22 protein-coding genes and 2 pseudogenes are annotated in these 25,524 nt (G+C 38.9%); 19 read left to right on the top strand and 5 right to left on the bottom strand.

All coding sequences use genetic code 11. The features are described from left to right. Positions 1 to 327: 327 nt before the first annotated feature. The 6 genes and pseudogenes from ACN222_RS29385 to ACN222_RS29360 all read left to right on the top strand — a co-directional run bounded on the left by ACN222_RS29385 (position 328) and on the right by ACN222_RS29360 (position 9,563). Positions 328 to 2,040 (top strand): efflux RND transporter periplasmic adaptor subunit, encoded by a 1,713-nt coding sequence (locus ACN222_RS29385; RefSeq protein ID WP_010993947.1) that lies wholly within the window; start codon positions 328 to 330, stop codon positions 2,038 to 2,040. 9 nt (positions 2,041 to 2,049) lie between these two features. After that, positions 2,050 to 5,226, top strand: coding sequence for a CusA/CzcA family heavy metal efflux RND transporter (locus ACN222_RS29380; protein ID WP_010993946.1), 3,177 nt, complete (start codon positions 2,050 to 2,052; stop codon positions 5,224 to 5,226). 19 nt (positions 5,227 to 5,245) lie between these two features. Then, positions 5,246 to 5,674, top strand: a pseudogene (locus ACN222_RS29375) (efflux RND transporter permease subunit); the annotation flags it as partial. A gap of 163 nt (positions 5,675 to 5,837) precedes the next feature. Then, complete coding sequence (locus ACN222_RS29370) at positions 5,838 to 6,524, top strand: SanA/YdcF family protein (RefSeq protein WP_010993944.1); 687 nt, start codon at positions 5,838 to 5,840, stop codon at positions 6,522 to 6,524. A gap of 91 nt (positions 6,525 to 6,615) precedes the next feature. Further along, the gene (gene sigB, locus ACN222_RS29365; protein ID WP_010993943.1) at positions 6,616 to 7,614 is read left to right on the top strand and encodes a sigma-70 family RNA polymerase sigma factor SigB; all 999 of its coding nucleotides are present in this window, start codon (positions 6,616 to 6,618) and stop codon (positions 7,612 to 7,614) included. Positions 7,615 to 7,919: 305 nt separating this feature from the next. Continuing rightward, on the top strand, positions 7,920 to 9,563 hold the full coding sequence (locus ACN222_RS29360) for an iron uptake porin (RefSeq protein ID WP_010993942.1): 1,644 nt from the start codon (positions 7,920 to 7,922) through the stop codon (positions 9,561 to 9,563). A 152-nt stretch (positions 9,564 to 9,715) separates the two neighbouring features. Here the strand turns inward: ACN222_RS29360 and ACN222_RS29355 are convergent, their stop codons facing one another. Beyond that, entirely contained in the window at positions 9,716 to 10,519 is an 804-nt protein-coding gene (locus ACN222_RS29355) for a hypothetical protein (protein ID WP_010993941.1), read from the bottom strand. Between the two features lie 25 nt (positions 10,520 to 10,544). Next, entirely contained in the window at positions 10,545 to 11,189 is a 645-nt protein-coding gene (locus ACN222_RS29350; RefSeq protein WP_044520244.1) for a hypothetical protein, read from the bottom strand. 405 nt (positions 11,190 to 11,594) lie between these two features. Between ACN222_RS29350 and ACN222_RS29345 the strand changes: the two genes are divergently transcribed. The 7 genes from ACN222_RS29345 (at position 11,595) to rppB (ending at position 17,709) form a co-directional block, all read left to right on the top strand. Further along, the gene (locus ACN222_RS29345; protein ID WP_010993939.1) at positions 11,595 to 12,128 is read left to right on the top strand and encodes a hypothetical protein; all 534 of its coding nucleotides are present in this window, start codon (positions 11,595 to 11,597) and stop codon (positions 12,126 to 12,128) included. Positions 12,129 to 12,209: 81 nt separating this feature from the next. Then, positions 12,210 to 13,124 carry a cation diffusion facilitator family transporter gene (locus ACN222_RS29340; RefSeq protein ID WP_010993938.1) on the top strand — a complete coding sequence of 305 codons (915 nt, stop codon included), beginning with the start codon at positions 12,210 to 12,212 and terminating at the stop codon, positions 13,122 to 13,124. Positions 13,125 to 13,479: 355 nt separating this feature from the next. Beyond that, entirely contained in the window at positions 13,480 to 13,818 is a 339-nt protein-coding gene (locus ACN222_RS29335) for a heme-binding protein cemA (protein ID WP_010993937.1), read from the top strand. Next, positions 13,815 to 14,786, top strand: coding sequence for an RpoD/SigA family RNA polymerase sigma factor (locus ACN222_RS29330; protein WP_010993936.1), 972 nt, complete (start codon positions 13,815 to 13,817; stop codon positions 14,784 to 14,786). The genes ACN222_RS29335 and ACN222_RS29330 overlap by 4 nt, the downstream gene beginning before the upstream one ends. A gap of 332 nt (positions 14,787 to 15,118) precedes the next feature. Next, a complete protein-coding gene (locus ACN222_RS29325) occupies positions 15,119 to 15,562 on the top strand; it encodes a DUF2808 domain-containing protein (protein ID WP_231865444.1) in 444 nt (147 codons plus the stop codon). A gap of 31 nt (positions 15,563 to 15,593) precedes the next feature. Further along, the gene (gene rppA, locus ACN222_RS29320; RefSeq protein ID WP_010993934.1) at positions 15,594 to 16,331 is read left to right on the top strand and encodes a two-component system response regulator RppA; all 738 of its coding nucleotides are present in this window, start codon (positions 15,594 to 15,596) and stop codon (positions 16,329 to 16,331) included. After that, complete coding sequence (gene rppB, locus ACN222_RS29315) at positions 16,309 to 17,709, top strand: two-component system sensor histidine kinase RppB (protein WP_010993933.1); 1,401 nt, start codon at positions 16,309 to 16,311, stop codon at positions 17,707 to 17,709. The genes rppA and rppB overlap by 23 nt, the downstream gene beginning before the upstream one ends. 76 nt (positions 17,710 to 17,785) lie before the next feature. Here the strand turns inward: rppB and ACN222_RS29310 are convergent, their stop codons facing one another. Together ACN222_RS29310 and ACN222_RS29305 are read right to left on the bottom strand one after the other, a co-directional pair. Beyond that, on the bottom strand, positions 17,786 to 18,952 hold the full coding sequence (locus ACN222_RS29310; protein ID WP_010993932.1) for a hypothetical protein: 1,167 nt from the start codon (positions 18,950 to 18,952) through the stop codon (positions 17,786 to 17,788). A gap of 304 nt (positions 18,953 to 19,256) precedes the next feature. Next, entirely contained in the window at positions 19,257 to 19,448 is a 192-nt protein-coding gene (locus ACN222_RS29305) for a CbtB domain-containing protein (protein WP_010993931.1), read from the bottom strand. A 364-nt stretch (positions 19,449 to 19,812) separates the two neighbouring features. Here ACN222_RS29305 and ACN222_RS29300 point away from each other — a divergent pair, with 364 nt between their 5' ends. The 6 genes and pseudogenes from ACN222_RS29300 (at position 19,813) to ACN222_RS29275 (ending at position 24,742) form a co-directional block, all read left to right on the top strand. Then, positions 19,813 to 20,151 carry an arsenic resistance protein gene (locus ACN222_RS29300; protein ID WP_010993930.1) on the top strand — a complete coding sequence of 113 codons (339 nt, stop codon included), beginning with the start codon at positions 19,813 to 19,815 and terminating at the stop codon, positions 20,149 to 20,151. Between the two features lie 68 nt (positions 20,152 to 20,219). After that, complete coding sequence (locus tag ACN222_RS29295; protein WP_010993929.1) at positions 20,220 to 21,548, top strand: Nramp family divalent metal transporter; 1,329 nt, start codon at positions 20,220 to 20,222, stop codon at positions 21,546 to 21,548. 60 nt (positions 21,549 to 21,608) lie between these two features. Beyond that, positions 21,609 to 22,286 carry a tetratricopeptide repeat protein gene (locus ACN222_RS29290; protein ID WP_010993928.1) on the top strand — a complete coding sequence of 226 codons (678 nt, stop codon included), beginning with the start codon at positions 21,609 to 21,611 and terminating at the stop codon, positions 22,284 to 22,286. Between the two features lie 416 nt (positions 22,287 to 22,702). Further along, positions 22,703 to 23,166, top strand: a pseudogene (locus tag ACN222_RS29285) (DUF2808 domain-containing protein). A gap of 234 nt (positions 23,167 to 23,400) precedes the next feature. Further along, positions 23,401 to 23,916, top strand: a complete 516-nt coding sequence (locus ACN222_RS29280; RefSeq protein WP_010993926.1) for a DUF2808 domain-containing protein — start codon at positions 23,401 to 23,403, stop codon at positions 23,914 to 23,916. Positions 23,917 to 24,268: 352 nt separating this feature from the next. Continuing rightward, positions 24,269 to 24,742, top strand: coding sequence for a DUF2808 domain-containing protein (locus tag ACN222_RS29275; RefSeq protein WP_010993925.1), 474 nt, complete (start codon positions 24,269 to 24,271; stop codon positions 24,740 to 24,742). A 533-nt stretch (positions 24,743 to 25,275) separates the two neighbouring features. Here ACN222_RS29275 and ACN222_RS29270 read toward each other — a convergent pair. Next, positions 25,276 to 25,470, bottom strand: a complete 195-nt coding sequence (locus tag ACN222_RS29270) for a hypothetical protein (protein WP_010993923.1) — start codon at positions 25,468 to 25,470, stop codon at positions 25,276 to 25,278. Between the last annotated feature and the right edge of the window lie 54 nt (positions 25,471 to 25,524).

Raw genomic sequence — 25,524 nt, 5'->3', positions numbered from 1 at the left:
TTGTGTTGTAAGAATGCCTACAGTAATTTAAAAATGTATATGATGTGTATACATTTTTTTGTGTATTTTGTAGTTCCAGGAAAAATGTAAAATTCTAAACATGAATATAGCCTAAATATTATAGTTATTCCTAACAAAAATTCCAGCTAAAAATTTCACCCAAATTTCATATCGATATGAAACACTGGAAAAAGACTACTATTCAAATTCCTTAAACTACTCACAAAAGCAATGTAACTAGCTAAAGAAAGCGGTAGTCCAAATTTGCACATTAAATGCCAACATCCGGCGATTCTGCTTTCTCACTAACTTAGGACACAACAAGCGATGGGAATCTCTAATTTGTTTCAATGTTCTGCTCCACTGCGTTATGTTTCGTTGACAATGTTGAGTTTGTTACTACTAAATACTCCTACTACTGTTTTAGCAGGTGCAGGTCACGACCACGGCAGTGGTGCGTTTCAAGCTGGTAGCGAAGCAAGCGGACAAGTAGAAGTGGACGAACAAACTGCGAAAGGATTGGGAATAAAAGTTGAGACTGTCAAACGTCAGCGTTTGGATATTGGTATTAAAACGACGGGTAAAATCGAAACTTTACCCAGTCAGAAAGTAGAAGTTACTACCCCAATTTCTGGAGCGAAGGTGGCTGAGTTGTTGGTAGAACCAGGTGCAAGGGTCACAAAAGGTCAACCTGTTGCGGTTTTAAGTAGCCCTGACTTCGTGAATTTGCGGGTTGAATCCCAGGAAAAATTAGTACAAGGTCAAGCAGATTTACAACAAGCTTTGGCTGATTTAAAGTTGGCCCAACAAAATTACAATCGCTATCAAAATATCGCTCAAGCAGAAATAGCCCAAGCACAAAGTCAAGTCGCATTTGCTCAAGAAAAATATAACAAAGACCAGTCATTGGTGATTAATGGTGCTTTACCGCGTCGCACGGCTTTAGAGTCTCAAACTCAATTAGCGCAAGCCAAAGCCGAACTAGTTAAAGCCAATCGTCGGGGAGATGTGATCGAAGCAGAAAATCAAGTTCAACGCGCTCAAGCAGCAGTAAAGGTAGCAAAAGAACGGATTAATCTGAGTAATACTACTTATCAAACTCGATTAGCTCAACTAGGAGCTATTGCTAATAATAAGGGATTGGTAACGGTGACGGCTCCTATCAATGGTCAAGTTACTGACAGGCAAGTCACTATCGGACAATCATTTCAAGATACGGGTAGCAAGTTGATGACCATAGCTAATGACAGCGAGGTTTTTGCTACAGCAAATATTTATGGAAAAGATTTGGGTAAAGTAAAAATTGGTCAACCAGTGAATGTAAAGGTTGCTAGCGTACCCAATCAAATTTTTACAGGTAGGATTAAGCGCATTGGTTCCGTAGTAGAAGGAGAAACGCAAGTAGTACCCGTACAAGCTGAAATTAATAATGCCAACGGGCAATTAAAACCAGGTATGTTTGCCGAGTTGGAAGTAGTTACGGATAAGACACCTGGGTTAATTTTAGCAATTCCTAATTCTGCTGTGGTAGATGCCAATGGTAAAAAAATCATCTACGTCAAAAATGGTAATGCTTTTCAATCTGTTGAACCTGAATTTGGTCAAATTTCTGGGAGTTTAATCGAAGTTACCAGTGGTTTATTTGAGGGAGATGCAGTAGTTACCCAACGTGCTACGCAACTTTACGCTCAATCTTTACGGGGTGGGAGTAAAAAAGAAGATGACCACTCGGAAGATGAAGGTTCGCAATTGCAAAAAACTAATACTAATAATTTTCCCCTACCTTTATGGTTAATGGCTACCTTGGGAGGAACTGTAGTTGCTGGTGGTGCTTTTGTAGTAGGTATCTGGTCTGGTCGTCGTAGCCAAAACTACATGGTTGCAGCTTACGCTGGAGGGTTGGGTAATGAATCTGTTACATCACCGGAGTTAGAAGAAATTCAATATCAAAATCTTAATGAAATTGAAAATAATCATCACGAACCAAAAACTCAAAGTGGTCTGCTCAAATCCACCTCAAAAAATCATTCTGACTCATAAACTACAATCATGATCGATAACATTCTCAAGTGGTCAATTGTACAACGATGGCTGGTGGTGATTGGAGCAATGATTGTGATGATGTTAGGAGTTTACAACCTAACTCAAATGCCTTTGGATGTTTTTCCTAACTTTGCTCCGCCTCAAGTAGAAATTCAAACCGAAGCACCAGGACTAGCACCCGAAGAGGTAGAATCTTTGGTGACTTTACCGATTGAAAGTGCTGTCAATGGGACTCCCGGTGTCGAAACTGTACGTTCTTCCTCTGGAATTGGGATTTCTGTTGTCAGAATTATATTCAATTGGGGAACTGATATTTATCAAGCGCGTCAGCTAGTCACCGAAAGATTGCAGCAAGCGTCGCAAAAACTGCCAGCAAATATCGAGTCACCCCAAATTTCCCCAATTAGTAATCCCATCGGTACCATCCTTACCTATGCTTTTACTATCGATTCGCCAGGGGGAAAAGCTAAAACCGACATGATGGAGGTGAGACGATTTATTGACCTAGTTGTCACCAACCGTCTACTTGCAGTTCCAGGTGTTTCTCAGGTAATCACCTATGGGGGAGATGTCCGTCAATATCAAGTTTTAGTTGACCCTGCAAAGTTAAAAGCTTTTGATGTTTCTTTAGAAGATGTCACCACCGCTGCTGCCAAAGCTAATAATAATGCGGCTGGTGGATTTTTAATTGACCCAGACCAAGAATTATTAATTCGGGGTATTGGCAGGATTACGGCAATTGAGGATTTACAGAAATCAGTGATTACTGCCCGTGATGGTACTCCTGTACTTTTACGCGATATTGCTGATGTGCAAATTGGTGCAGCATTAAAGCGGGGTGATGGCAGTTTTAATACTCAGCCTGCGGTGGTAGTTTTAATTGATAAACAACCCCAAGCTGATACTCCGACTGTAAGTCGGGCTGTGGAAACGGCGATCGCAGAACTCAAATCTAGCTTACCTGCCAATGTCAAATACACGGTTACTTTTCGTCAGGAAAGCTTTATTGAAGATGCTATAGAAAATGTGACTAGTTCTCTGAGGGATGGCACGATAATTGTTTCAATTATTCTGCTGATGTTTTTGATGAACTGGCGGACTGCTATTATCACCCTCAGCGCTATTCCTTTGTCGGTGTTAATTGGGATGATGATTCTCAATTTATTTGGTCAAGGGATTAATACTATGACCTTGGGAGGATTGGTAGTCGCCATCGGTTCGGTTGTGGATGATTCTATTGTTGATATGGAAAATTGTTACCGGGGATTACAGGAAAACCAGAAAGCAGAAAATCCCGTTCATCCTTTCCAAATAGTATATGACACTTCTGTAGAAGTACGAACCAGCGTCATTCTTTCCACAGTAATTATTGTTGTAGTTTTCGCGCCAATTTTTACTTTAAGTGGCATAGAAGGTCGGATTTTCGCTCCGATGGGTTGGGCTTACTTGGTATCAATTTTGTCTTCAACCTTAGTGGCAATGACTTTATCTCCGGCATTGTGTGCCATACTGCTAGCCAACCAAAGACTACCAGATGATGAAACTTGGGTAACTCGTTGGTCGCAAAGATTATATCGTCCCCTGTTGAACTTTTCGATCAAACGCCCTAGTGTGGTAATTTTGACCGCAATTGCAGCCTTTGTAGCATCAATGGTGATTTTTTCGAGTTTGGGACGAGTGTTTTTACCGGAATTCCAAGAACGGACTTTAGTAAATTCCCTGCTGCTATATCCCGGTACATCTTTGGAAGTTACCAACCAAGCAGGAAACGCAATTGAATCAGCACTCAAAGATGACCCCCGCATTGCATCAGTGCAGATGCGTTCGGGACGCGCTCCAGGAGATGCAGATGCTGCACCTGTCAACTTAACCCACCTCGATATCGAGATTAGCGATGTGGGGATGAAGGATCGGGAAGCAACGGTAGAAAAAGTGAGGGAAGAGTTTGCGAGAATACCCGGTTCAGTAGCAGCTATCGGAGGTTTCATTTCTCACCGCATGGATGAAATTTTATCCGGTGTCAGAAGTGCGATCGCCGTGAAAATATTCGGTCCGGAACTGGAGGAGTTACGTGCTTTGGGGAAAGAAGTAGAAGCTGTAATGAAAGATATTCCTGGTTTAGTAGACTTGCAGTTAGAACCGCAAATACCTATCAAACAGGTGCAAATTCAGTTTGACAGAGATGCTGCGGCACGTTACGGTCTTTCTGTAGGCGATTTATCAGAAATTACCGAAACTGCACTCAATGGTCGGGTAGTATCCCAGGTATTAGAAAAACAGCAGCTTTTTGACTTATTGGTGTGGTTAAAACCAGAAGCACGCAACAACTTAGACACCATTCGTAATTTACTTGTGGACACTCCCAACGAACAGAAAATACCTTTAGCAGCAGTAGCAAAAATTGACTATGGAACTGGTCCGAATACCATTAACCGAGAAAATGTTTCCCGCTTGATAGTTGTTTCTGCAAACGTTTCTGGTAGAGATTTGGGTTCGGTGGTAGATGAAATTCGCGCCAAAGTTCAACAGCAAGTACAAGTACCATCTGGTTACTTTATTCAGTATGGGGGGCAGTTTGAATCGGAACAACGAGCTTCCCAAAATTTACTGGTATTTGGCAGTTTATCAATGATTGTAATTGCGGTTTTGATGTATTTCGCCGTGAAATCAATCCCAGCAACCTTAATAATTATGAGTAACTTACCCTTAGCATTGATTGGGGGTGTTTTGTCTGTGGCTTTGGGTGGTGGTATCCTTTCGGTAGCATCAATGGTAGGATTTATTACTTTATTTGGTGTCGCTACCCGTAACGGTTTATTGCTAGTAGAAAACTATAACAGCAAGTTTGCGATCGGAATGCCTTTGCGGGAAGTAATTTCCCAAGGTTCAATCGAAAGACTTGTTGCCATTTTAATGACAGCCCTAACATCTGCATTAGGTATGGTTCCTTTAGTAATCGGGACTGGTGCGGGTAAAGAAATTTTGCAACCTTTAGCGATAGTTGTGTTGGGTGGTTTATTTACTTCCACAGCTTTAACTTTGTTGGTACTTCCAGCTTTGTATAGTAAATTTGGCACGTATTTAATACCCAAACAAACTTCCCCAGCAATTCAAACGGGTATCGCTTCAGAAATAACTACGAGTCAAGATTTAAGTATTCTCAACAATAGCAAAAGGAGATAATAAGATGCGTTCGCCCTGAGGTGTAATTGCTGTGGCACTAACTGGGGGCGTTGTCTCAGTCGCTTCCTTGGTAGGTTTTGTGACTTTATTTGGTGTTGCTACTCGTAACGGATTGCTTTTAGTAGACAATTACGCTACTAAATTTTCTAGCGGAATGTCGTTAAAAGAAATTATTATAACCGGGTCAATGGAACGACTCAATGCTATTTTGATGACATCCTTTACATCCGCTCTGGGATTAGTACCGTTAGTAATTGCAGTCGGTCCAGGTAAGGAAGTTTTGCAACCACTTTCGATAGTGGTTTTAGGTGGTTTGTTTACTTCTACAGCGTTAACCTTGCTGGTTTTACCTGCTTTATATTCTAAGTTTGGTAGGTTTTTATTACCTAAGCGAAGAGCGGCTGTTGAGGAAAATGGTAAGGTAGCTGGGGTGGTTTTGGAGAATTAATTAGCATCGCTAAGTTAAGCGCAAATGGCACAGTAATTTTGATAAAGTACAGCCAGTGAATTCTTTACTGGCTGATAATATAAGAAGTAATTTATAGGTACACATAAACTTCCAATAATAGGCATCACTGATCCAATAAAATACTCTGTACAATATCACTTTTATGAGATTTTTTGAAAAAAGTATAGGGGGAAAATATTTCAAGTTGTTCCGTTACCTGCGATGGATTTTGCTAGGTTTAGTAATTAGTGTATTAGCAAAACCTTTAATAGCAACGGCTTATATAGGTTTAATGACGAATGGCGATCGCTATGTTCAACCAGAATCAGTCCCAAAAGAACAGGTTGCAATAGTATTCGGTGCAGGAATTCTTCCAAATGATAATCCCACACCCATGTTGTCAGACCGTGTAGAAGCTGCTGTCAAACTTTATAAAATGGGAAAGATTAGTAAACTCTTGATGACAGGAGATAACAGTACAGTTTCCTATAATGAAGTCAGGTCTATGCTGAAATATGCCCATGATCTGGGTGTACCGATGAAAAACATTACCCTAGACTATGCAGGTTTCAGCACTTATGAGAGTTGTTATCGCGCTCATAAAGTTTTTGGTGTACATAAAGCTGTTGTCATAACTCAAAATTATCATCTTCCCCGCACTGTTTACACCTGTCGCCAATTAGGACTAAAGACAGTTGGTTTAGGAACTCCAGATATAGAAATTTATGGACTACGAGGAATGATTCCTGATTTATTACGGGAATCATTAGCGAATGTTAAGGCTTTGTGGGAAGTTGACATTACCCGTCCCCGACCTACTTTTTTAGGACAGTTTGAACCAATTAATTGATGAAGTTTTTAAAATTTATCATTTCGATTATTTTATGCTTATTTATTTTTATGTAACCATTTGATTTTATTCAATTGAGGCTAACATATTTATGCCTAATTCAACATCCCAAGTGACTAAACTTAAGAGCAAGAATAACGAATTTTCATATACAGCAGATGCAGTAAGTATCTATCTTCATAAAATTGGACGTGTACCTCTGTTAAGCCATGAGCAAGAAATTTTTTTTGCTCAACAAGTTCAGCAAATGATGGTGATGTTTACTGCAAAAGAAGAGCTAGCTGAAAAATTACAGCGTGAACCGACTCTGCAAGAATGGGCTGACAAGATGCAGTTGAAAGAAGATGTGCTGCTGCAACAACTAAGTCAAGGACAAATTGCCAAGCAGAAGATGATTCAGGCTAATCTGCGGTTAGTGGTATCTATTGCTAAAAAATACCAGAAACGCAATCTGGAGTTTCTAGACTTAATTCAAGAAGGTGCATTGGGGCTAGAACGAGGGGTAGAGAAATTTGATCCAACTCTTGGATACAAGTTTTCCACTTATGCTTACTGGTGGATTCGTCAGGGAATTACACGAGCAATAGCACAACAATCCCGCACTATTCGTTTACCCATTCACATGGCTGATAAGCTGAACAAAATTAAGTGTGTTCAGCGAGAGTTATCTCAAAAGCTTGGTTACATTGCTGGCGTAACGGAAATCGCCCAAGCCCTCAATTTGGAACCTAGTCAGATTCGAGAATATTTGCAGCTTGTTCGTCAACCTGTTTCCTTAGATATGCGAATTGGGTTTGAGCAGGATACCCAATTACAGGATCTGCTGAAGGATGATGGAATGTCTCCCGAACGCTACGCCGAACGAGAATTGCTCTATCAAGACATTCACAACCTATTAGCAAAGCTGACTCCCCAGCAAAAAGAAGTCTTAATCTTGCGCTTTGGTTTAGCAGGTGGATGCGAACTGACCCTAGTACAGATTAGTCAACGGATGGGTATTAGTCGGGAACGAGTACGACAAGTGGAAAAACAAGCTCTCACGCTTCTACGAAGATATGGAATTGACTCACGCAGCTATCTAGCTGACTGATACTCTTTAATTTTGAAAGCTTGTAGTGTCAACTGGTAAGTGAAAAACCGCCTGCTTGCTGTCACTGGTCTAAATAATATCGTCATATTTGGTGGAGATGGGCGTCAGTATCAAGTGCTGGTAAACCCAGATAAATAGTTGCAAATTTTTAAGTTAGTAAACTAAATGAGAACTTAACAGTAAAATAACTTACTTCTAGACTATATTGGCACAACATAAAATTAAGATTGCATTATGGTATGAAATAGTACAGTTTAAAATTAGTGTTTGCGTCATCATTACGAGAGGGTGTGAGGAAAAATAATATGTCGAATCTATTGTGGAAAACACTTATATTCAGCCCAGTATTTTTGGGAGTAACTCTTGCTATTTCAGCTAGTGCCATTGCTGCTGACAGCCAACAACAGCCATCACAAACTCATCAGTCGTTACTTGCTCAAACAAACGCTGACGAAAACGTTTTTTCACAAATAAACCAATACAATCTTGAAGCCAATAATCAAACTTCACTATCTCAAGTTACATCAGTTTCCCAATTTTCGGATGTACAACCAACAGACTGGGCTTTTCAAGCTTTGCAATCTTTAGTAGAACGTTACGGTTGTATTGCAGGTTATCCCAATGGGACTTACCGGGGTAATCGTGCCTTAACTCGTTATGAATTTGCGGCAGGTTTAAATGCTTGTTTGGATCGAGTTAATGAATTGATTGCTACAGCTACAGCTGATTTAGTGACAAAAGAGGATTTAGCTACCCTACGGCGTTTACAAGAAGAATTTTCTGCGGAACTAGCGACACTCAGGGGTCGAGTCGATGCCTTGGAAGCACGCACTTCTGAATTAGAAGCTAATCAGTTTTCGACTACCACAAAACTAGTAGGTGAAGCTGTTTTTGCGGTTACGGATAGTTTTGGTAACAATGATAATAACAATACCGTTTTCCAAAACCGGGTGCGTTTAGATTTGCAAACTAGTTTTACGGGTAAAGATACCCTACACACTCGGATTGCAGCCGGTAATGCTACTCCATTATCTTTACCCAATGGCACTGCTGAAGGTACTCAAACTTTTAACTTGTTTCTTGGTAGCAATAATAATGCTTTTATAGATTGGTTAGCATATTACTTCCCTGTTGGCAACTCTCAAGTTTATGTAGCTGCTACTGGAGGTATCCAAAGCGATTATGTTCCCACCGTCAACCCTTATTTTGAAGACTTTGATAATGGTAACGGTGCTTTATCTACCTTTGCTTCCGAAAGTCCTATCTATCGCATCGGTGGTGGTGCCGGAATTGGTGTTAATGTCCCATTTGGTAGTGGTAGCTTCAAACCTTCATTAACTTTGGGTTATTTAGGATCTGAACCGAATAATCCTAGTCCAGGCTCAGGTTTATTCGATGGTAACTATGCAGCTTTAGCACAGTTGAATCTTAACGTTGGCGATCGCCTGACCTTGGCTGCAACCTACGTTCACGGTTATCATGGTGCAAATAGTGCTTTATTTGATGCTGGTTCGGTAAGTGCTGCTGTAGTTGGGACTTCACAAGCTAATTTTGTCGGTGCTGGCAATCCATTTGTAAGTAATTCTTACGGCTTTGAAGCAGCTTTCAGACCTAGCGATAAACTGTCAATTAGTGGGTTTGCACTCTACAGTAATATTACAGGCTTTGGAGCTAACGATAACGATGAAGTTTGGAGCTATGGATTGGGTGTAGCTTTACCCGACTTTGGCAAGAAGGGCAATCTTTTAGGCATTTTTGCAGGCGCGCAACCATATTTAGGTAGTAGCAACGGTGATAAACCCTATCACATTGAAGGCTTTTACAGATATCGCATCAGTGATAACATTTCTATTACTCCTGGTGTAATTTGGTTAACTAATCCTGGTCAATCTGCTAACAATAACAATGATGCTGTGATTGGTACATTGAGAACAACTTTCACTTTCTAAAATAGAAGTTTGGGTTGAGCTATGCTCAACTCAACACTTATTAATTAGGTGTTTTTAGTTTGTAATATTTTGATGTACTCTAATAACGTGTTTTATTTCCAGGCTTCAGGATACCCACTCTACCCACATAACTCTTGATTCAAGAACGCCGATTATCGTTTTTGGAATCCTTTTCCTCTATAATTAACTAATTCTTCATATCCAGACATATAGGCATAATTATCTTTAATATCTAAGCCTAAAAATCTGGAAAAACGTGTAGAGTCGTTTCCTACTAATTCTCCTTTTCGGGGCTTACCGTGGTAATTAGCTAAAGCAATTTTAGCTTGACGTAAGGATTTTACGGGTACAAAAACATCTGTTTGGTTAAAAGACCATAAACCTTCAGAATGTCTTGCCGCAAACAACAGTTCTCCTAATGCTTGGTTTTTTGCATCATCTTGTTTATAAGTTAGAGCTAGATGCTTATCTAAATAGATAATTCTTCCTGAATTAATATTTTCTGTAATATCTAAAGAGTCAATCAAATTTGATAAAAATTTTCGATGTTCAGGGTAAGTAGCACCGAGAAAAGGAATAACACCGACTACCCAACCCCTCGCACCCGTTTGTTTATGAGTTTCATAATCTTGATAACATTGTTTTAAACACGGTATATAAAATTTATCAAAAGGGATTTTCATCTGAGAAATTGTTTGCATATTAACAGCTAATATAAACTTTTTAAATGATTTCGATTTCTCTAGTACCTTTATCAGAGTAGAATCATAAAATTTTTGGGGCTGATTCTGATATTTTTCCCATAACATATCAAATACAACTCTAAAATCTCTGCTATCATTGAGCAAAAAATCGTTTACTTTTTGATAGCCATAACTAGTAAAAACTTGTGATTGTATTTGTCTTAATTTTTCATTACTTTTAACTACAGTATTGCCAATGCGGATTTTAGACATAGTGTTTTTGTTTTTAAATGACTTTTTAGGAACTAGGAGGTAAAAGTTCTGTTAAAGGTGTGGTTTCACGTTCAATTATGTTGATACTAAGAATTTCCTGTGCTTTGCTCGAATTGAGTGAAACAGTAAACATGAGATGCACATAATTTACTTGGTCATTTCCACTTGTATATGGAACAGCATGATAGATAACCGGAAACCTTTCTTGAGAATACATAATTAGAGGTTCTGTTAATCTGGCAAGAATTCGCGTTCCACCAAATATGTAGCTTCGTTCTTGAGCAACTTTCAACTCTGGTAAAGTCCACCAATTAAAAACTATTTCACCGTCAGAGCTATCACTAAGTCCCCATTCTTGACGATAATGTTTTGGAGTTAGAGTTAGTAAACCTTTACCTTCTTCATTTTGTCGCCGCTTCGCCAGTTTAATCAATGAGGAGTCAAAAGCGGTGGCAATAGCTGACCTAAAATTTGAGGATTTGTTAGCAAGATCGTTATATTTTATAAATGTAAAGGCATCTCCAATCCCTTTAGTATCGTCGGTGATTACGTTCACTAATAAAATTTGATTGCCGTTAACTAATTCTTCAAAATCTAATGAGCTATTGAGATATGGTGGCTTAGGTGGTTTACCAAACCCTTTTCCCCCGCTACGTTTTGCTTTTACCATCACTTACCTCTGCTGCTCAACCTAATCCAAAAAATATGATAATTACACAAATAGCGTCATTATTTTAACATTTAGCTGACTCATTCACAGCAACTCATTAATGTTCAATAGCCCAATGATAATTAGTTATGGATTTCAAAAAAGGACTAAAGGAATCGCGATCTCCTACGATGGAGCGTAGCTTATCACCTGAACTCTCCCTTGTAAAAATTTCACCTGAATTTCATTCCGGTCTGTCATCCTAGATAAAGTTAATGCTGACTCGGCGTTTAATGTTTCTCTTGATGATGTCACCAAGGCAGCACAAGCAGCCAATGCCAATGCACCAGGGGGATTTTTAATTACTCCCGTAGGAGAGGCAAGTTTTTAGTTGTTAATTGACCAAATATTGAGGAGTGTAAATCAATGAAATTTCTGAAAACCAGTTTAGTAATTCTTAGCAGTGTAGGATTAATTTTTTTGGGTGCTTGTAGTGGTGGGAATCAAGTCGCTAACTCAGAAAGTGCTACTAAAACTGAACCCGTTGCTAAAACAGCAACTACAGAAACATCTACTAAAACTGGGGAAGTGCATAATGAAAACGACGGTCATGGCCATGATGAAAAAGGTGGTCACTCCAATAGTGGAGAGAAGCATAGCGGTCAAGTTGTACAGTCAGGCAAATATCATTTAGAGTTCAAATCAGATATAGAAAAAGATTCTACTCATTTAGATATCAGCGTACACGGCGAGCAAGACCAAGCAATTACTGATGCCAAGCTCACGGCTCAAGTTCAGCTACCAGATGGCACTAATAAAACTCTACAAGTTCCTTATAATACCGAGGAAAAGCATTATACGGCAAACCTGGACGGAACTGCAACGGGAGAGTATAAAGTTGTGATTCAAACGGATGTAAAAGGTGAAAAATTTAATAGTCGTTTTACCTTCAAGCGATAATTAATAGCAAGTGGTAGCAAGAAGATAACGTCAAAACATAGAAGTTCTGTCGCCGTTGGTAACGCTTTAAGGGCAATATTCATGTCTCACAGTCACAGTCACGGACACAGCCACGAACCGACTAATTACAACCGTGCCTTCATTATTAGCGTTGCTCTCAACACTGGATTTGTTGTCATTGAAGTAGTTTATGGGTTAGCTGCCAATTCCCTTGCCCTACTTGCCGATGCTGGTCACAATTTGAGTGATGTTCTAGGTTTGTTACTTGCCTGGGGAGCGAGCTTCCTCGGCCGTCGCCAACCAACACCACGCCGCACTTATGGGTTACGTCGCTCCTCTATTTTGGCAGCTCTTTTGAACGCTGTTCTCGTACTCGTAGCTTCTGGCGCAGTTGCCTGGGAAGCCATACAGCGTTTTGCTCAACCTAGTCCAGTATCAGGTAGTACAATTATCGGCGTGGCTGCGGTAGGTATTGCCATCAATATGGGAAGTGCCTTAATGTTCTTATCTGGTCGTGAAAGAGACTTGAATATTAGGGGAGCCTTTATTCACTTAGTTGCTGACGCGGCGGTGTCTTTGGGTGCAGTCCTGGCTGGTATTGCGATTGTTGCTACTGGTTGGCTATGGTTTGACCCAGTTGTAAGTTTGATGATCGTTGTCGTGATTATTGTGAGTACTTGGCAATTATTCCAAGAATCTTTGAACTTAGTCACAGATGCAGTACCAGCAGGTATTGAACCACTTGCAGTCCGTACATTCTTAGCTGAACTTCCCGGTGTATCTAGTATTCATGACTTGCACATCTGGGCGATGAGTACCACAGAAACAGCTCTCACTGCTCACTTAATTATGCCTGCTGGAAATCTTAGTGATGCTTTTTTAGTTCAGGTAAATCAACAACTTCACGACCATTTTGGTATCGAACACACTACAATTCACATAGAAACAGGCGATCCAAGTTATCCATGTCCTCTTGCTCAAGAAAACGTGGTTTAAATTAATTTAGTTGAGCATATAAAGAGAGAATTTGGTGGCGATCGCATTTAGAGCAATTACTGTAACCGAATACCTAATCATCTTAGCTTTGTGAGAACAAATCCCCAAAGTAATAGTTATTTAAGTAAATTTGCTGATTTTAATATATACCAAAATAACTAAATTTAGAAAAAAATCTATAAAATACTGACTTTTCATCTTAATTTCATCCTATTTTTGTAAAGTAGAATTTAGAGATTTAAAGTTTAAATCTTATAGGTTTTTAAAACACCACAGTTGTCTCACTAAATTATGGGTGCAACTATAATTTTGATGCTTATAAATTAAGATGAAATAAAAGTCATCATCTCAAAAGATGAGCTTTATTACTCGCTCTATCCTGCGGACGATAGGACAATTTCAACACACGTTAGATCCAAATGCCGAAGCAAAGGTTATTGAAGAGTTTCGCGCTTCTCGACTGCAAACAATTTCCTCCCTCCGTTTTCTGTTAATTCTGATTGTAGTTCCATTACTTATAAATCAGCTTTCTAGAAACTTTTTCATTGCTCCCCTAATTGAGAAGTTTTGGAATTCACAAGAGTTAAATATTTTCTTAAATTATTCTCAAGAAGAAAAAGCTTTAGCAGAACTCAAAAGATTTGAGCAAAGTGTTTATTTTGAAGCTCGAATAGGTAAAATCACCACATTATGATTACAACAACTTCAAATACTAAATTCAGCACAGATATAGTTCGGAATTATCTGCAAGATATTGTTCGGGTACCATTGTTGACTCATGAGGAAGAAATTGTATATAGCAAACAGGTACAGCAGATGATGGTGTTACAGAAGAAGAAGGAAACTTTGAAGAAACAACTCAACCACGAACCCTCTCAAAAAGAATTAGCCAAATATGTACAGCTTAGTGAAATAGAAGTGAAGGATATTTTTCAGCAAGGTACACAGGCAAAGCAAAAAATGATGGTAGCAAATCTTCGTTTAGTGGTTGCTATTGCCAAAAAATATCAAAGAAGAAATTTGGAGTTAATGGATTTAATTCAAGAAGGTTCATTAGGTTTAGAACGTGGCGTAGAGAAATTTGACCCCACTCGTGGCTATAAATTTTCTACCTACGCTTATTGGTGGATTAGCCAGGCAATGACACGAGCAATATCTCAGCAATCACGAACTATTAGACTGCCAATTCATATTACCGAAAAGTTGAATAAATTTAAAAAAGTACAAAGAGAATTATCTCAGAAATTAAAACGCAGTCCTAGTGCAGATGAAATTGCAGAAAAGATGAAATTAAACCCTGCTCAAATCCGCGAACTGCTGATGATATCTCGTCAACCTGCTTCATTAGATAAACAAGTGGGCGATAACGAAGACACAGAATTGCAAGAACTTTTAACAGAAGTTCCAGAAACCTCGCCTGAAATCCAAGTGACTCAAAATTTAATGCGTCAAGATATCTATCTCTCACTGAGAGAATTAACTCCACAGCAGCAACAAGTCCTAATTTTGCATTATGGCTTGGAAGATAATTATGAACTCACTTTGACGCAGGTAGCTCAACATCTCAACATTAGTGAAAGGAGAGTTCGTTACTTAGAAAAACAAGCACTGAGTTACCTCCGTCGTTGCCAAACAAATCTACGAGAGTATATTTTCAGTTAAATGTATGACAAAACATCAGTACGAACATCTTGCTTCTTCAACTTTTTGTCAATATCGTTATAAGTTGAAACAAGGTTAGACAGAGCTTTGAAACTATAAAGAGATGCGTTGTAGGAAAACGTCATAGCTCTATCAAAGGTCACTTATTTGTTTTTTTTAATAAATTCCTGTAACTAGCTAAAATTTCACCCAAATTTCATCTCACTTTGTCAAGCTATTAAGAGGTAACATCTTTTAACGAAGATGATTCTAATGATTTATGGATCTAGTAAAGTGATTATAAAAACGCAATGATTAGAATACTGAGATATACTGCTATTTTTGCCTTGACTATGGCAGTTTTAGTTCCAGCTACTTATGCAAATCCTACACCACAATCTAGTAACTTTCCTCACGTTATTAGCTTAGGGGAATCTCCTCAAGGTATTCGCCACTGGAGAATTCTCAGACATACTTTAAAAATAGCAGTTCCCGAAAACAGCAAGGCTATTTCTCAGCTAATTATCGAAGCTCCAGCTAATATTGTCCTCAGAGAAAGCATTGATGTGTCCGAGCAATCTGGTAAAGAAATTGCGGCAAAAGTTTCTATTCAAGGCAAAAAAGCTACGCTAGAGTTTGCCGAATCAGTCGCTCCTGGAACTACTATCATTGTAGAAATGAATAATGTTAAAAAAACAGCAGTGACTACTGGTGATAAGTTCTACAAGATATCTACTATTCTCACTGGTATGAATGCAGAGTTACCAATTGGTGTCGCTCAATTGCGTGTAATTTAATGAATAAATTACTAAAATACATCTGCTGCTTATGAAAGTTCTGCTTGTTGAAGATGAGCCAGATTTGGGTGCGTCGATTCAGCGAAAGTTGAGTAAAGAAAAATATGTTGTTGATTGGGTTTTGGATGGAAACGAAGCCTGGATTTATTTAGAAGATGATTTGACTCAATATACACTGGCAATCTTTGATTGGTTGTTACCAGGAATGTCAGGGATAGAACTATGTAAACGTTTAAGGAATCGGGGTAATGCTTTACCAGTGCTGATGCTAACTGCTAAAGATAGCATGGCAGATAAGGTAGCTGGTCTAGATGCAGGGGCAGATGATTATCTAATCAAGCCGTTTGGCATGGCAGAACTGTTGGCACGATTGCGTGCATTGCAACGGCGATCTGCTTTAGGAGGCGCATCGCTTACGTCTCAGTTCCAGCCTTTACAATTGCAAGTTGGTGGTCTTATCCTAGACTGCGGTAATTGTACGATTTCTCGACAGTACCCGAATGGTGAAAATAAGGTAATTTATTTAACAAAAAAAGAATTTCAATTATTAGAATACTTGATGAAACGTCCTAATACAGTTATTACCCGCGACCAAATTTTAAATCATCTGTACGCCTTTAGTGCAGAACGCGTTAGTAATGTAGTAGCAGCTCAAATCCGACTTTTGCGACGCAAATTATCGGAATATGGTTGTGATGGGCTAATCGAAACTGTCCCTAGTATGGGTTATCGTTTCAATCCTGGCAATGCAGATTCGACTATTTCGTAAGACTCGCTGGCAATTGGCTACCTGGTATGCGGTAGTTATGGCTCTGATTCTATCCTTATGCGGTTTTGTGGTTTATGAGGTAATCATTGATGCTTATGTGGCTTCTATCAACCGGGAACTGGAATCGGTCGCAGGTACACTACATGATGTAATTGAACCAAATTTGAAACAACCTGGTATTACAGAGCTAGTTTTCCAGCAGGTTTTACCAAATATTTGTTTAGCTGAGTCCAGTTGTCCTACCCAAAATATCCTGAGTCACAGTCAAAGCACCCATAATGAACACGGCATTTTTAGTACTGTATACAAAGATAAGCAATATTACATCCGTTTTGTCGATGGTTCAGGACGGTTAATTGCAGTGGCAGGTTTCCAACCTAATGAATTGCCCCCGACTGTGGAAACTCAAGTGTGGCAAATAGTCAAAGACTTGCAAGGTAATCGTTATAGTCAAAAGTCTCTACTGCTGCACACTCAAGATAATCAAGATTGGGGCTATATTCAGGTAGGGCGCAATCTCAATGACCTTGATAATCGTCTCGCTGCTTTGAAATTAATTTTGGCCGTGGGATTGCCAATTACGGTATTGTTAGTTGGCGGTTCTAGTTGGTGGCTGGCAGGGTTAGCAATGCGACCAATTGACTCTTCGTATAAACAAATGCAACAGTTTACGTCTGATGCCTCTCATGAGTTGCGTACTCCTCTTGCAGCGATTAATGCAACGGTAGAAACTTTATTTGATATGGAGTATCTGTCTGACGAGGCGCGAGATGTTTTGGCATCTATTCAACGTCAGAATCATCGACTAGCTGAACTAGTTCAGGATATGCTGTTACTGTCTCGATTGGAACAGCAAACGCTGGCGACACAACAAGTACATTGCTGTCTGAATATTTTGATTAATGACCTAATAGAAGAATTTTCAGCGTTAGCGGCTGCGGCTTCTTTGCAACTAACATCTTTGGTGTTATGCCAAGAGCTTTTATACGTGATGGGAGATGAAGATCAACTGTTGCGTGTGCTTTCTAATCTAATTGCCAATGCTATTCAATATACCCCTGCTGGCGGTTATGTAACTGTTATCCTCAAACGCAGCAACGGTAATGCTGTAATTGAAGTTCAAGATACAGGTATTGGTATTGCATCGCACGAGCAAAAGCGGATCTTTGACCGTTTTTATCGAGTCAATAGCGATCGCTCGCGTCGTACTGGTGGATCTGGATTGGGATTAGCGATCGCTCAAGCAATTGTTCAGGCTCATAGAGGTAGTATACAGTTGCAAAGCCAAGTTGGTAAGGGTAGCACTTTCATCCTTCACTTACCCTTGACAGACGAAGCGATCGCTCGCATCGTACTGAGGGATCTGGATTTGGGTTAGCGATCGCTAGTGCTACATTTTTGGAACTGGGCATTTTAGGAATATTGATACGGTGTAGTGTCAAGCGTTGATGCTTTTAATTTGCCCTAGCTTGTGGTTTTCGTCGATGCTGTATTAGCAATCCCATCGCCATACCAATGCCGACAATAGCAGTAAAGTAGAATAAACCAATCAACCGGATGTACATTGGCGGTGCAATTCCTTCAACTTCAACTTCTTGTGCGACTTTCACCAGTGGAAATTGACGCTTAGATCCAGGGCTAGGAGTTGCTTCGACCTCAACTTTGTGAGGTGCGCCATCAAAAAATTGCTCTTGCCACGTTAACTTGCCGAATTGGTCAGTAACTCCCTTGTAGGCAAAGACTGTTAAATTATCTTCTAGAGCGATCGCCTTCACCTGCAACACTACATCCTTGATGGGTTGTCCTGTGGCAGCATCTTTAACATTTACTATCAAATTAGCAAGTTTTCCTACCGTTGCGCTTTTATTTCCCTCAACACGGACTTCCAACCCTTGAGATTTTTGGACTGATGGTGCGATTTCTTCTTTACCGCTTGAGTGTCCACTACCGTGAGCCTCTGCAACTTCTGCACTAATGTTAATAAACAATAAAGTTACTATAGCCACCACTGTCAATGCACTTAACAACAGACGCACAGATTGCGGCGCAATTTCTCCTTGTCGTAGTTCTTCTTGTCCGCCGATAACCCAACCACCTAATAATCCAACTGATAGTAAGATAGCTGCAAAAACAGCAAAATATTTGTATTTAACTGGATTTTCTTGGATATTCAAATTCAAGGTTTGTTCATAGGGGGTAAAAGCATTTGCTACTAAGGGTGACACATTTACCCGCAGTTGGTAGTTCCCACGGATAGGTAACATCTGCTGAATTTCTAACTTACCATCAGGTGCAGCCGCATCCATTTGTAGTAATTTTGTTCCCTCGACAATGGGGAAATCTGTAGTCAACCAAGGATTAGGTGGTGGTGTCAGAATTTGTAAGCTAATTTTGGTATTTTCTAAGGGTTTACCTATAGCATCAAGAGCTTGTAGCGTTAGTGTAACTGGAGATTGTGGTTTATCTGTTCCTGCTTCAAAGGGATGAATCTGTTCTAAAGGTGGGTTGGTAGAGAGTTGTACTCTGGGTGTAGGAGTTTGGGAAACTCCTACAAAGGAATAAAGAATTGACAATGCAACACAAACAGCACTGATCGCCCCAAACAGTCGATATTTTTTCATAAAACCTTACGTAAACTATGTATCTTCGGTCAATATTTGATAGTTGTCAGTAAAAGTTACCTTATCAGCTTCTATTCACTACAGAGTGAAGAATTCCAGTAAAAATATTGACAATAAATCAGAGATGGTATGAAATCAAAGCAAAATAATGCAGAGATGAAAGACAAAGTATCTTTACTTTACAAAACTTTAATTACTTACATTTCAAAAAATGGCGCAGATTTCGCGCCATCCTCGTGGCGTTATTTTATCAAGTGTTTTAGCAAAATCTCATGTATCCGAAATATCTTGAGATTATGATAATTTAATGACACGCAACGCCTAAAGTGTGGTGACGCGCTGAATGTGCCGTGTTATGAGCCGCAGGATAGGTAGAGAACAAAACAGTCCAGATAACCAAAGAAGACAGCAGCATATAAAGTGTTACTTGTACAGGTTTAGACAAAGTAATACCTGCGGTCTTCCGCAACACTGAAGTAGAAGAAAAATTAGTCATTTTTGACCTCTGAGAATCAATTTTACGAATTCGTCAATCAAAAGCATTTTGCTGCTCGATTGCAAAAAAGATACACCATAAACTTTCTGTTTGACAAGAGTGTATAAAATGTCTTAATTAATTTGCATCATTCAAAGTTATGGAAGTATTTTTGAAAGCAGATTAAACATTTATAAAAGAAGACTATAACGTGGATATGACTGAATATTTTTTAATTACTTTCCCTTACCTATTTACGGCTACTAAGAAGCAAAGACAAAGTGCGACGGCAAATTGCCCTCCATCGCACTTCGTTCAATATTGCCATTTGATATCTAAAGTATGTTTGTTGTTTTCTTCAAAGACTTAATGGAGACATTTAAACATGAGTTTTACTGAAAAACTCCAATCTGGATTTTTCATTATTGCTATCTTAATCGGGCTGATATTGGGACGAATTAAATGGGTTGAGGAAAATGCTGTATTCCTAATTGTTCCATCCTTGATGGTTATGCTCTATGGAGTATTTTTAAATATTCCACTTAATCATTTAGGTCAGGCATTTCAAAATTACAAGATGACCGGATTGATTTTGGGCATGAACTTTATTTGGACACCTGTTTTTGTTTGGGGATTGGGAGGTATTTTCCTACGCAACTCTCCCGATCTTCGGGTTGGGCTAATTATGCTGATGGTTACACCTACAACATCCCTACTTGCCTAATGGTTGATGTTTATTCTACATTTTCTGGGATTATGAAAAGAATATGAGAATATTTCATGGCAAAGTAAATGACTCCCCCAGAAAACAGACCTAGCTTACCAGAGGTTCACCGTAGTATTAGAGTCCCCAACAGCAACAGCTTTTGGCGCAAGATGTTGGCTTATGCAGGGCCAGGGTATTTGGTTTCAGTTGGATACATAGACCCTGGTAACTGGGCAACAGATATTGCGGGGGGGTCAAAGTTCGGGTACACGTTGTTAACAGTAATCCTGCTGTCCAACCTGATGGCGATATTACTCCAATCTCTATGTGTGCGTTTGGGAGTTGCTACAGGGCGAGATTTAGCGCAGGCTTGTCGAGACTATTTCAGCCCAAAGGTAAGCTTTTGTTTGTGGGTACTGTGTGAGATTGCGATCGCTGCTTGTGACTTAGCGGAATTACTGGGAAGTGCGATCGCCCTACAACTTTTATTCGTTATTCCCTTGATATGGGGTGTGTGTATCACTGCGCTGGATGTCCTGGTATTGCTATTCCTGCAACATAAAGGCTTTCGTTATACAGAAGCCTTAGTAATAATGCTGGTAGCAACCGTAGGTATCTGTTTTACAGCGGAAATTCTGTTTTCTCGACCTGATATGGGGGGGATTTTGTTGGGATATCTGCCCAAGAAGGAAATTTTACAGAATCCAGAAATGCTCTACATCGCTATTGGTATTTTAGGGGCAACAGTGATGCCTCACAACTTATATTTACACTCCTCTATTGTACAAACTCGTGATTGGCAACCTACTACTGAAAAAAGATGGGAAGCGATTAAGTTTGGCACAATTGATTCAACTTTTGCTTTGTCATTAGCACTATTCATTAACTCAGCAATTTTAATTGTGTCTGCCGCAACATTTCATTTTTCTGGCAATCAGAATGTTGCAGAAATTCAAGATGCTTATAAATTGCTTTCACCACTGTTAGGAGTCAGTGCTGCTAGTGCGATTTTTGGCATTGCATTACTTGCTTCTGGGCAAAGTTCAACGCTGACTGCGACTCTAGCAGGACAAATTGTTATGGAAGGCTTTTTGCAATTTCGCCTTCCGTCGTGGTTACGCCGTTTAATAACCCGTCTGCTTGCCATCATTCCAGCGTTAATTACAATTATTCTGTTTGGTGAAAATAGTACAAGCAGCCTCATAGTTCTCAGTCAAGTCATCCTCAGTTTACAGTTACCGTTTGCAGTAATTCCCTTGGTGATGTTTACAAGTAATCGCCGCTTGATGGGTGAGTTTGTCAATCCCTTGTGGTTAAAATCTTTAGCTTGGTTAGTTGCTATTGTCATCGTTGGCTTAAATGCTTGGTTGCTATTACAAAGTCTTTGGGGATGGCTATTACAAGTTCCCAGTTAAAATAAAGGAACAGATCCGTGGCAATCCAATGTCATGCTGCAAGAATGAAGGGGTAAAGCCATGAAATATATCAAGCGAACAGTAGCCATCCTGGGAATAACAAGTCTACTGGGTGTAATGCCTGCTGCTGTTTCTGCGAGAGAAGCACAAATACCTTTGAAGGCGACGAACTTCCAAGAGTACTATAACCAAGGAGTGCAAAAGCTTGAGCAAGGCAACTTCAATGGTGCGATCGCAGATTTTAACTCTGTAGTACAGATGAATCCACGGTTTTATGAAGGTTTTTGCCTTCGTGGTTTAGCTAAATCTCAATTGAGAGACTTCAGTGCAGCCATCTCTGACTTTAACCTAGCGCTGCGGTTAAATCCCAAGCATACAGATGCTTATAATGGTCGGGGAATTTCTTATGTAGAACTAGGAGATTTTCAGAAAGCCATTGCCGACTTTAATCAGACAGTGAAAATTGATCCAAACTCACAAGATGGTTATTACAATCTAGGACTAGCCCATTTTAGACAGGGAAATCATCAGCAAGCGATCGCAGATTTTAATAAAGCACTACAAATCAATCCCAATTTAGCTGATGCCTATGGCAACCGAGGACTGGCACAATATGCTTTAGGAGACAGTAAGAGTGCTGTTACAGACCTTCAGCAAGCTGCAAAACTGTTTCTTAAACAAGGTGATACCCAAGCTTATCAACAAACACAAGCCCTGATTCAGCAAATTCAGCGTTAATAATTTGTTCGGGTGAATGATAGTAAACACTAATTTTCTCTTTAGTCATGCTCAATTTTCATCTTAATTTCACTTTGATGTCTCTATACTATTATTGAGCCTTTTATACTTATGCTTTGATGCAGAATCGGACTTTTAATTGTACTTTTACAACTAAAAGCCTGATTTTTTAATATCATCCACAACTGATTTCCACGATCTTGTTAGTTCTTGAGACTGAAAATATTGAATTTTTTGTTGCAGTAACTAAAGTTCTAGTTCAGGTTTAGCTAACTATCACAACATCACCAAATTATTTTTTGAACTAGTCAAAATTTCACCCTAATTTCATCCTGACATGTCAAACTTATTATGTAAAGGTCTATTCAGTAGAAAATTGTAACTTATTTTACATAATGGTTGTTTCACAATTCAAGATGAAGAAAATATGGATTTACACAGGTACAGTATTTGCTCTTGGCACTATAGCTTTCATTTGCATGACTAAGGCAAATGCTAAGGAGACTATGTTGATAATAATTTGCAATATCCTACTAATAGCTGGCGTTTTGTAAAACATACTTTTCGGTTAAATATCCCCAAAAATAACAACGCTCTTTCTCAACTTATTATTGAAACTCCATCTACTGTAGCAGTGAGTAATGATATTGATGTCTTGGATGTGAATGATCAGAAAATTAATACTAATATTTCCGCCAATGGCAGACAAATTATTATAGAGTTCCCTGAAAAGGTTATTTCTAACACTAAGCTCTTAGTTAATTTTAATAAAGTTCAACAACCAGTTACAGGCCCGGATTCTGTATACCGCTTTTCAGTGAAAGTTGTTGGCAGTGAGGTAGAAATTCCTATTGGTTTAGCTAAATTCCCTACATTTTAATATGTAGATTTTTATGTTAATCAAAAATTTCATCCAGATTTCATTAAGACCTGCCAAACTTGATCAATAAAGGTAGTAGGCCTTTTTGACTTAAAACAGTAAACAAGTTAATGAGAAGGCTTTTAACTTCTCTTGATTCTTGTGTGAATGTAGGAGATAGATAATTCTGTCTTTACCTAGTTGTTATGTATTAGTTGATAACGGCTTACTAAACACGAATCTGAATATTTGCTGATGTTACTGATTAAATTAGGAGTAAATATGAAAAAAATGCTAGCTTACATTGCTATATCTACTCTAGCTGCTGCATTTTTAATTTCTGCCAACTATGCAAGTGCCAATGAAGAAAATGATAGTCTTCCTCATGTTGAGGGTAACTATCAATTTCCTCCGACTCGCTGGGCGGTTGTTAGACATACTTTGCGAGTACACGTTCCTAAAAATAGTAAAGATGTTTCGCAGTTAAATATTGAAGTTCCAAGTACTGTAAGGTGGAGCAATGATATTAATGATGTTGTTGTAAACAAAGAGAATGGTCAAAAAATTAACGCTAATGTTTCTTTGAATGGTAAGACTATACTACTAGCTTTTGCTGAACCAGTTGCTCCTAACAGTAAGCTAGAGATTGACATTAAGAATGTCAAACAACCATTTCTTGGTAATGGCCCTGTTTATTATTTATCTGCTAATCTCATTGGTAGTGATGCAAAAATACCTATAGGTGTAGCTAGGTTTCGTATTAGTCCTTAAAATCTTCGCTATCCAAATAAAATTCCTGATAGTTAACTGATTTTTGAGTTAACTATCAGGAGAATTTTAAGTTGCTTTTAAATTTAGATATTTAATAGTTCAATCAGAAACAATTTTGAATAATTACGTTTAATAACTACATTTTAAATTTCCCTTGACATAACAATATTTCATCTTGATTTCATCAATAGCTTTCATAATTATAAATATATAGAAATCCCATTTGATTGTTGAAAAGTCAACCTAACTGAAAGCCTGTCAAATAAGGTTTGGCTTCTCAGTATACATAGCAAGACTCAAGTCGGATTCCTATAGAGATAGTTCATTGGTTAACTAAATAAGGAGAATATTGATGAAAAAGCTGATTTACGCAGCTGCTTTTACCTTAGTTTTTGCATCTTCAGTTTCTACTGCTTGGGCTAAAAATCCAAATGATGCTAATATTTCTCATCTAGGTAATAGTGCTGCTGTTCCTAATGATGCCCGTATCCCAGATGCTACTCATAAATTTGATGTTCATGTCCAAGGTAAAGCACTTTCAGAATTGGCGATTGATTTACCAGAAGGAATAAGTATTGATAAAGGAATTGAAGTCCAAAACAAATTAGGTCAAAAAATTCCTACAACGGTTTCTATTAACAACAAAAAAGCTACTGTAGCTTTTTCCGAACCAGTAGTTCCTGGTACAACTATATCAATTCGTATGAAAGGAGTTAAGACTCCAGATTATGAGGGAACTTGGCATTATCCCGTATCTGTCAAAAAGATTGATATGAAAGAAGAAATTCCACTTGGTTTAGCTCGGATTCAGACTTACGGTGGCTAAGGTGAGTAACTGCTGTTAATTTTAGGTGTGGCTTGCTGTCAACCAAATTAATCGGTAGCTGTAGGGTGGGATAGTGGATTTTGCCTACCCTATATCATCTTGCCAGAGTTAGTTATGAAAAAGTCAATTTATGCGGTTGCTGCATTTTTTCTAACAGTAACTTCTTCATTTCCTTGCTGTCAGAAGAAAAAATTAAATTTATTACAAATTATTAATATTGTATTGTTTAGACTTGACTCTCCTGGTAAATGGAGGATTGAAAATACTAGTAAGGTAATTATTGGTCAACATTATGGCAAAATAAATGTCAAATTCAGATATTTATAGCTAATTGCCCTCTTTGTGAGGATACAGTTTGCACAGCGTAAGAACTAGCTGGCTCAAATTGTGAAGTATTAGTTGATGACTTGTGTTCAGTTTAGGAGCAGCAGACTTATCTAGCGAAAGTTGAACAGTATGGAGTTCAGTCAATGCAAGCAATCGCCATCAACGGGGTACTAGTGTTGACTGGTAAAGCAACTCATGACCAATTGCTAGCAGTCGATGTGGGACAATCCCTTAATTAAGTAGGCATGGATGTTACACAAATGCCAAAAAGCGCGATCGCCCACGGTAGATTCGGAGACCATCGCATCTATTACGACACTAACGAAGATATCATCTACTGAAAGCAGTCCTTTGCTATCGCCTTGATTTGTAAAGAAAGGTGTACATAAAAAATATTTCATCCTCTTTTCATCTCTAGGTGAAAAGCTTAAAGTATAGGATTTTATGGAAGATAG

It is taken from the genome of Anabaena sp. FACHB-595 (genome assembly GCF_048568275.1).
Lineage (GTDB): Bacteria > Cyanobacteriota > Cyanobacteriia > Cyanobacteriales > Nostocaceae > Trichormus.
Note: the sequence above shows the minus strand (reverse complement) of the source record. Positions and strands in the feature narration are given on the sequence as shown.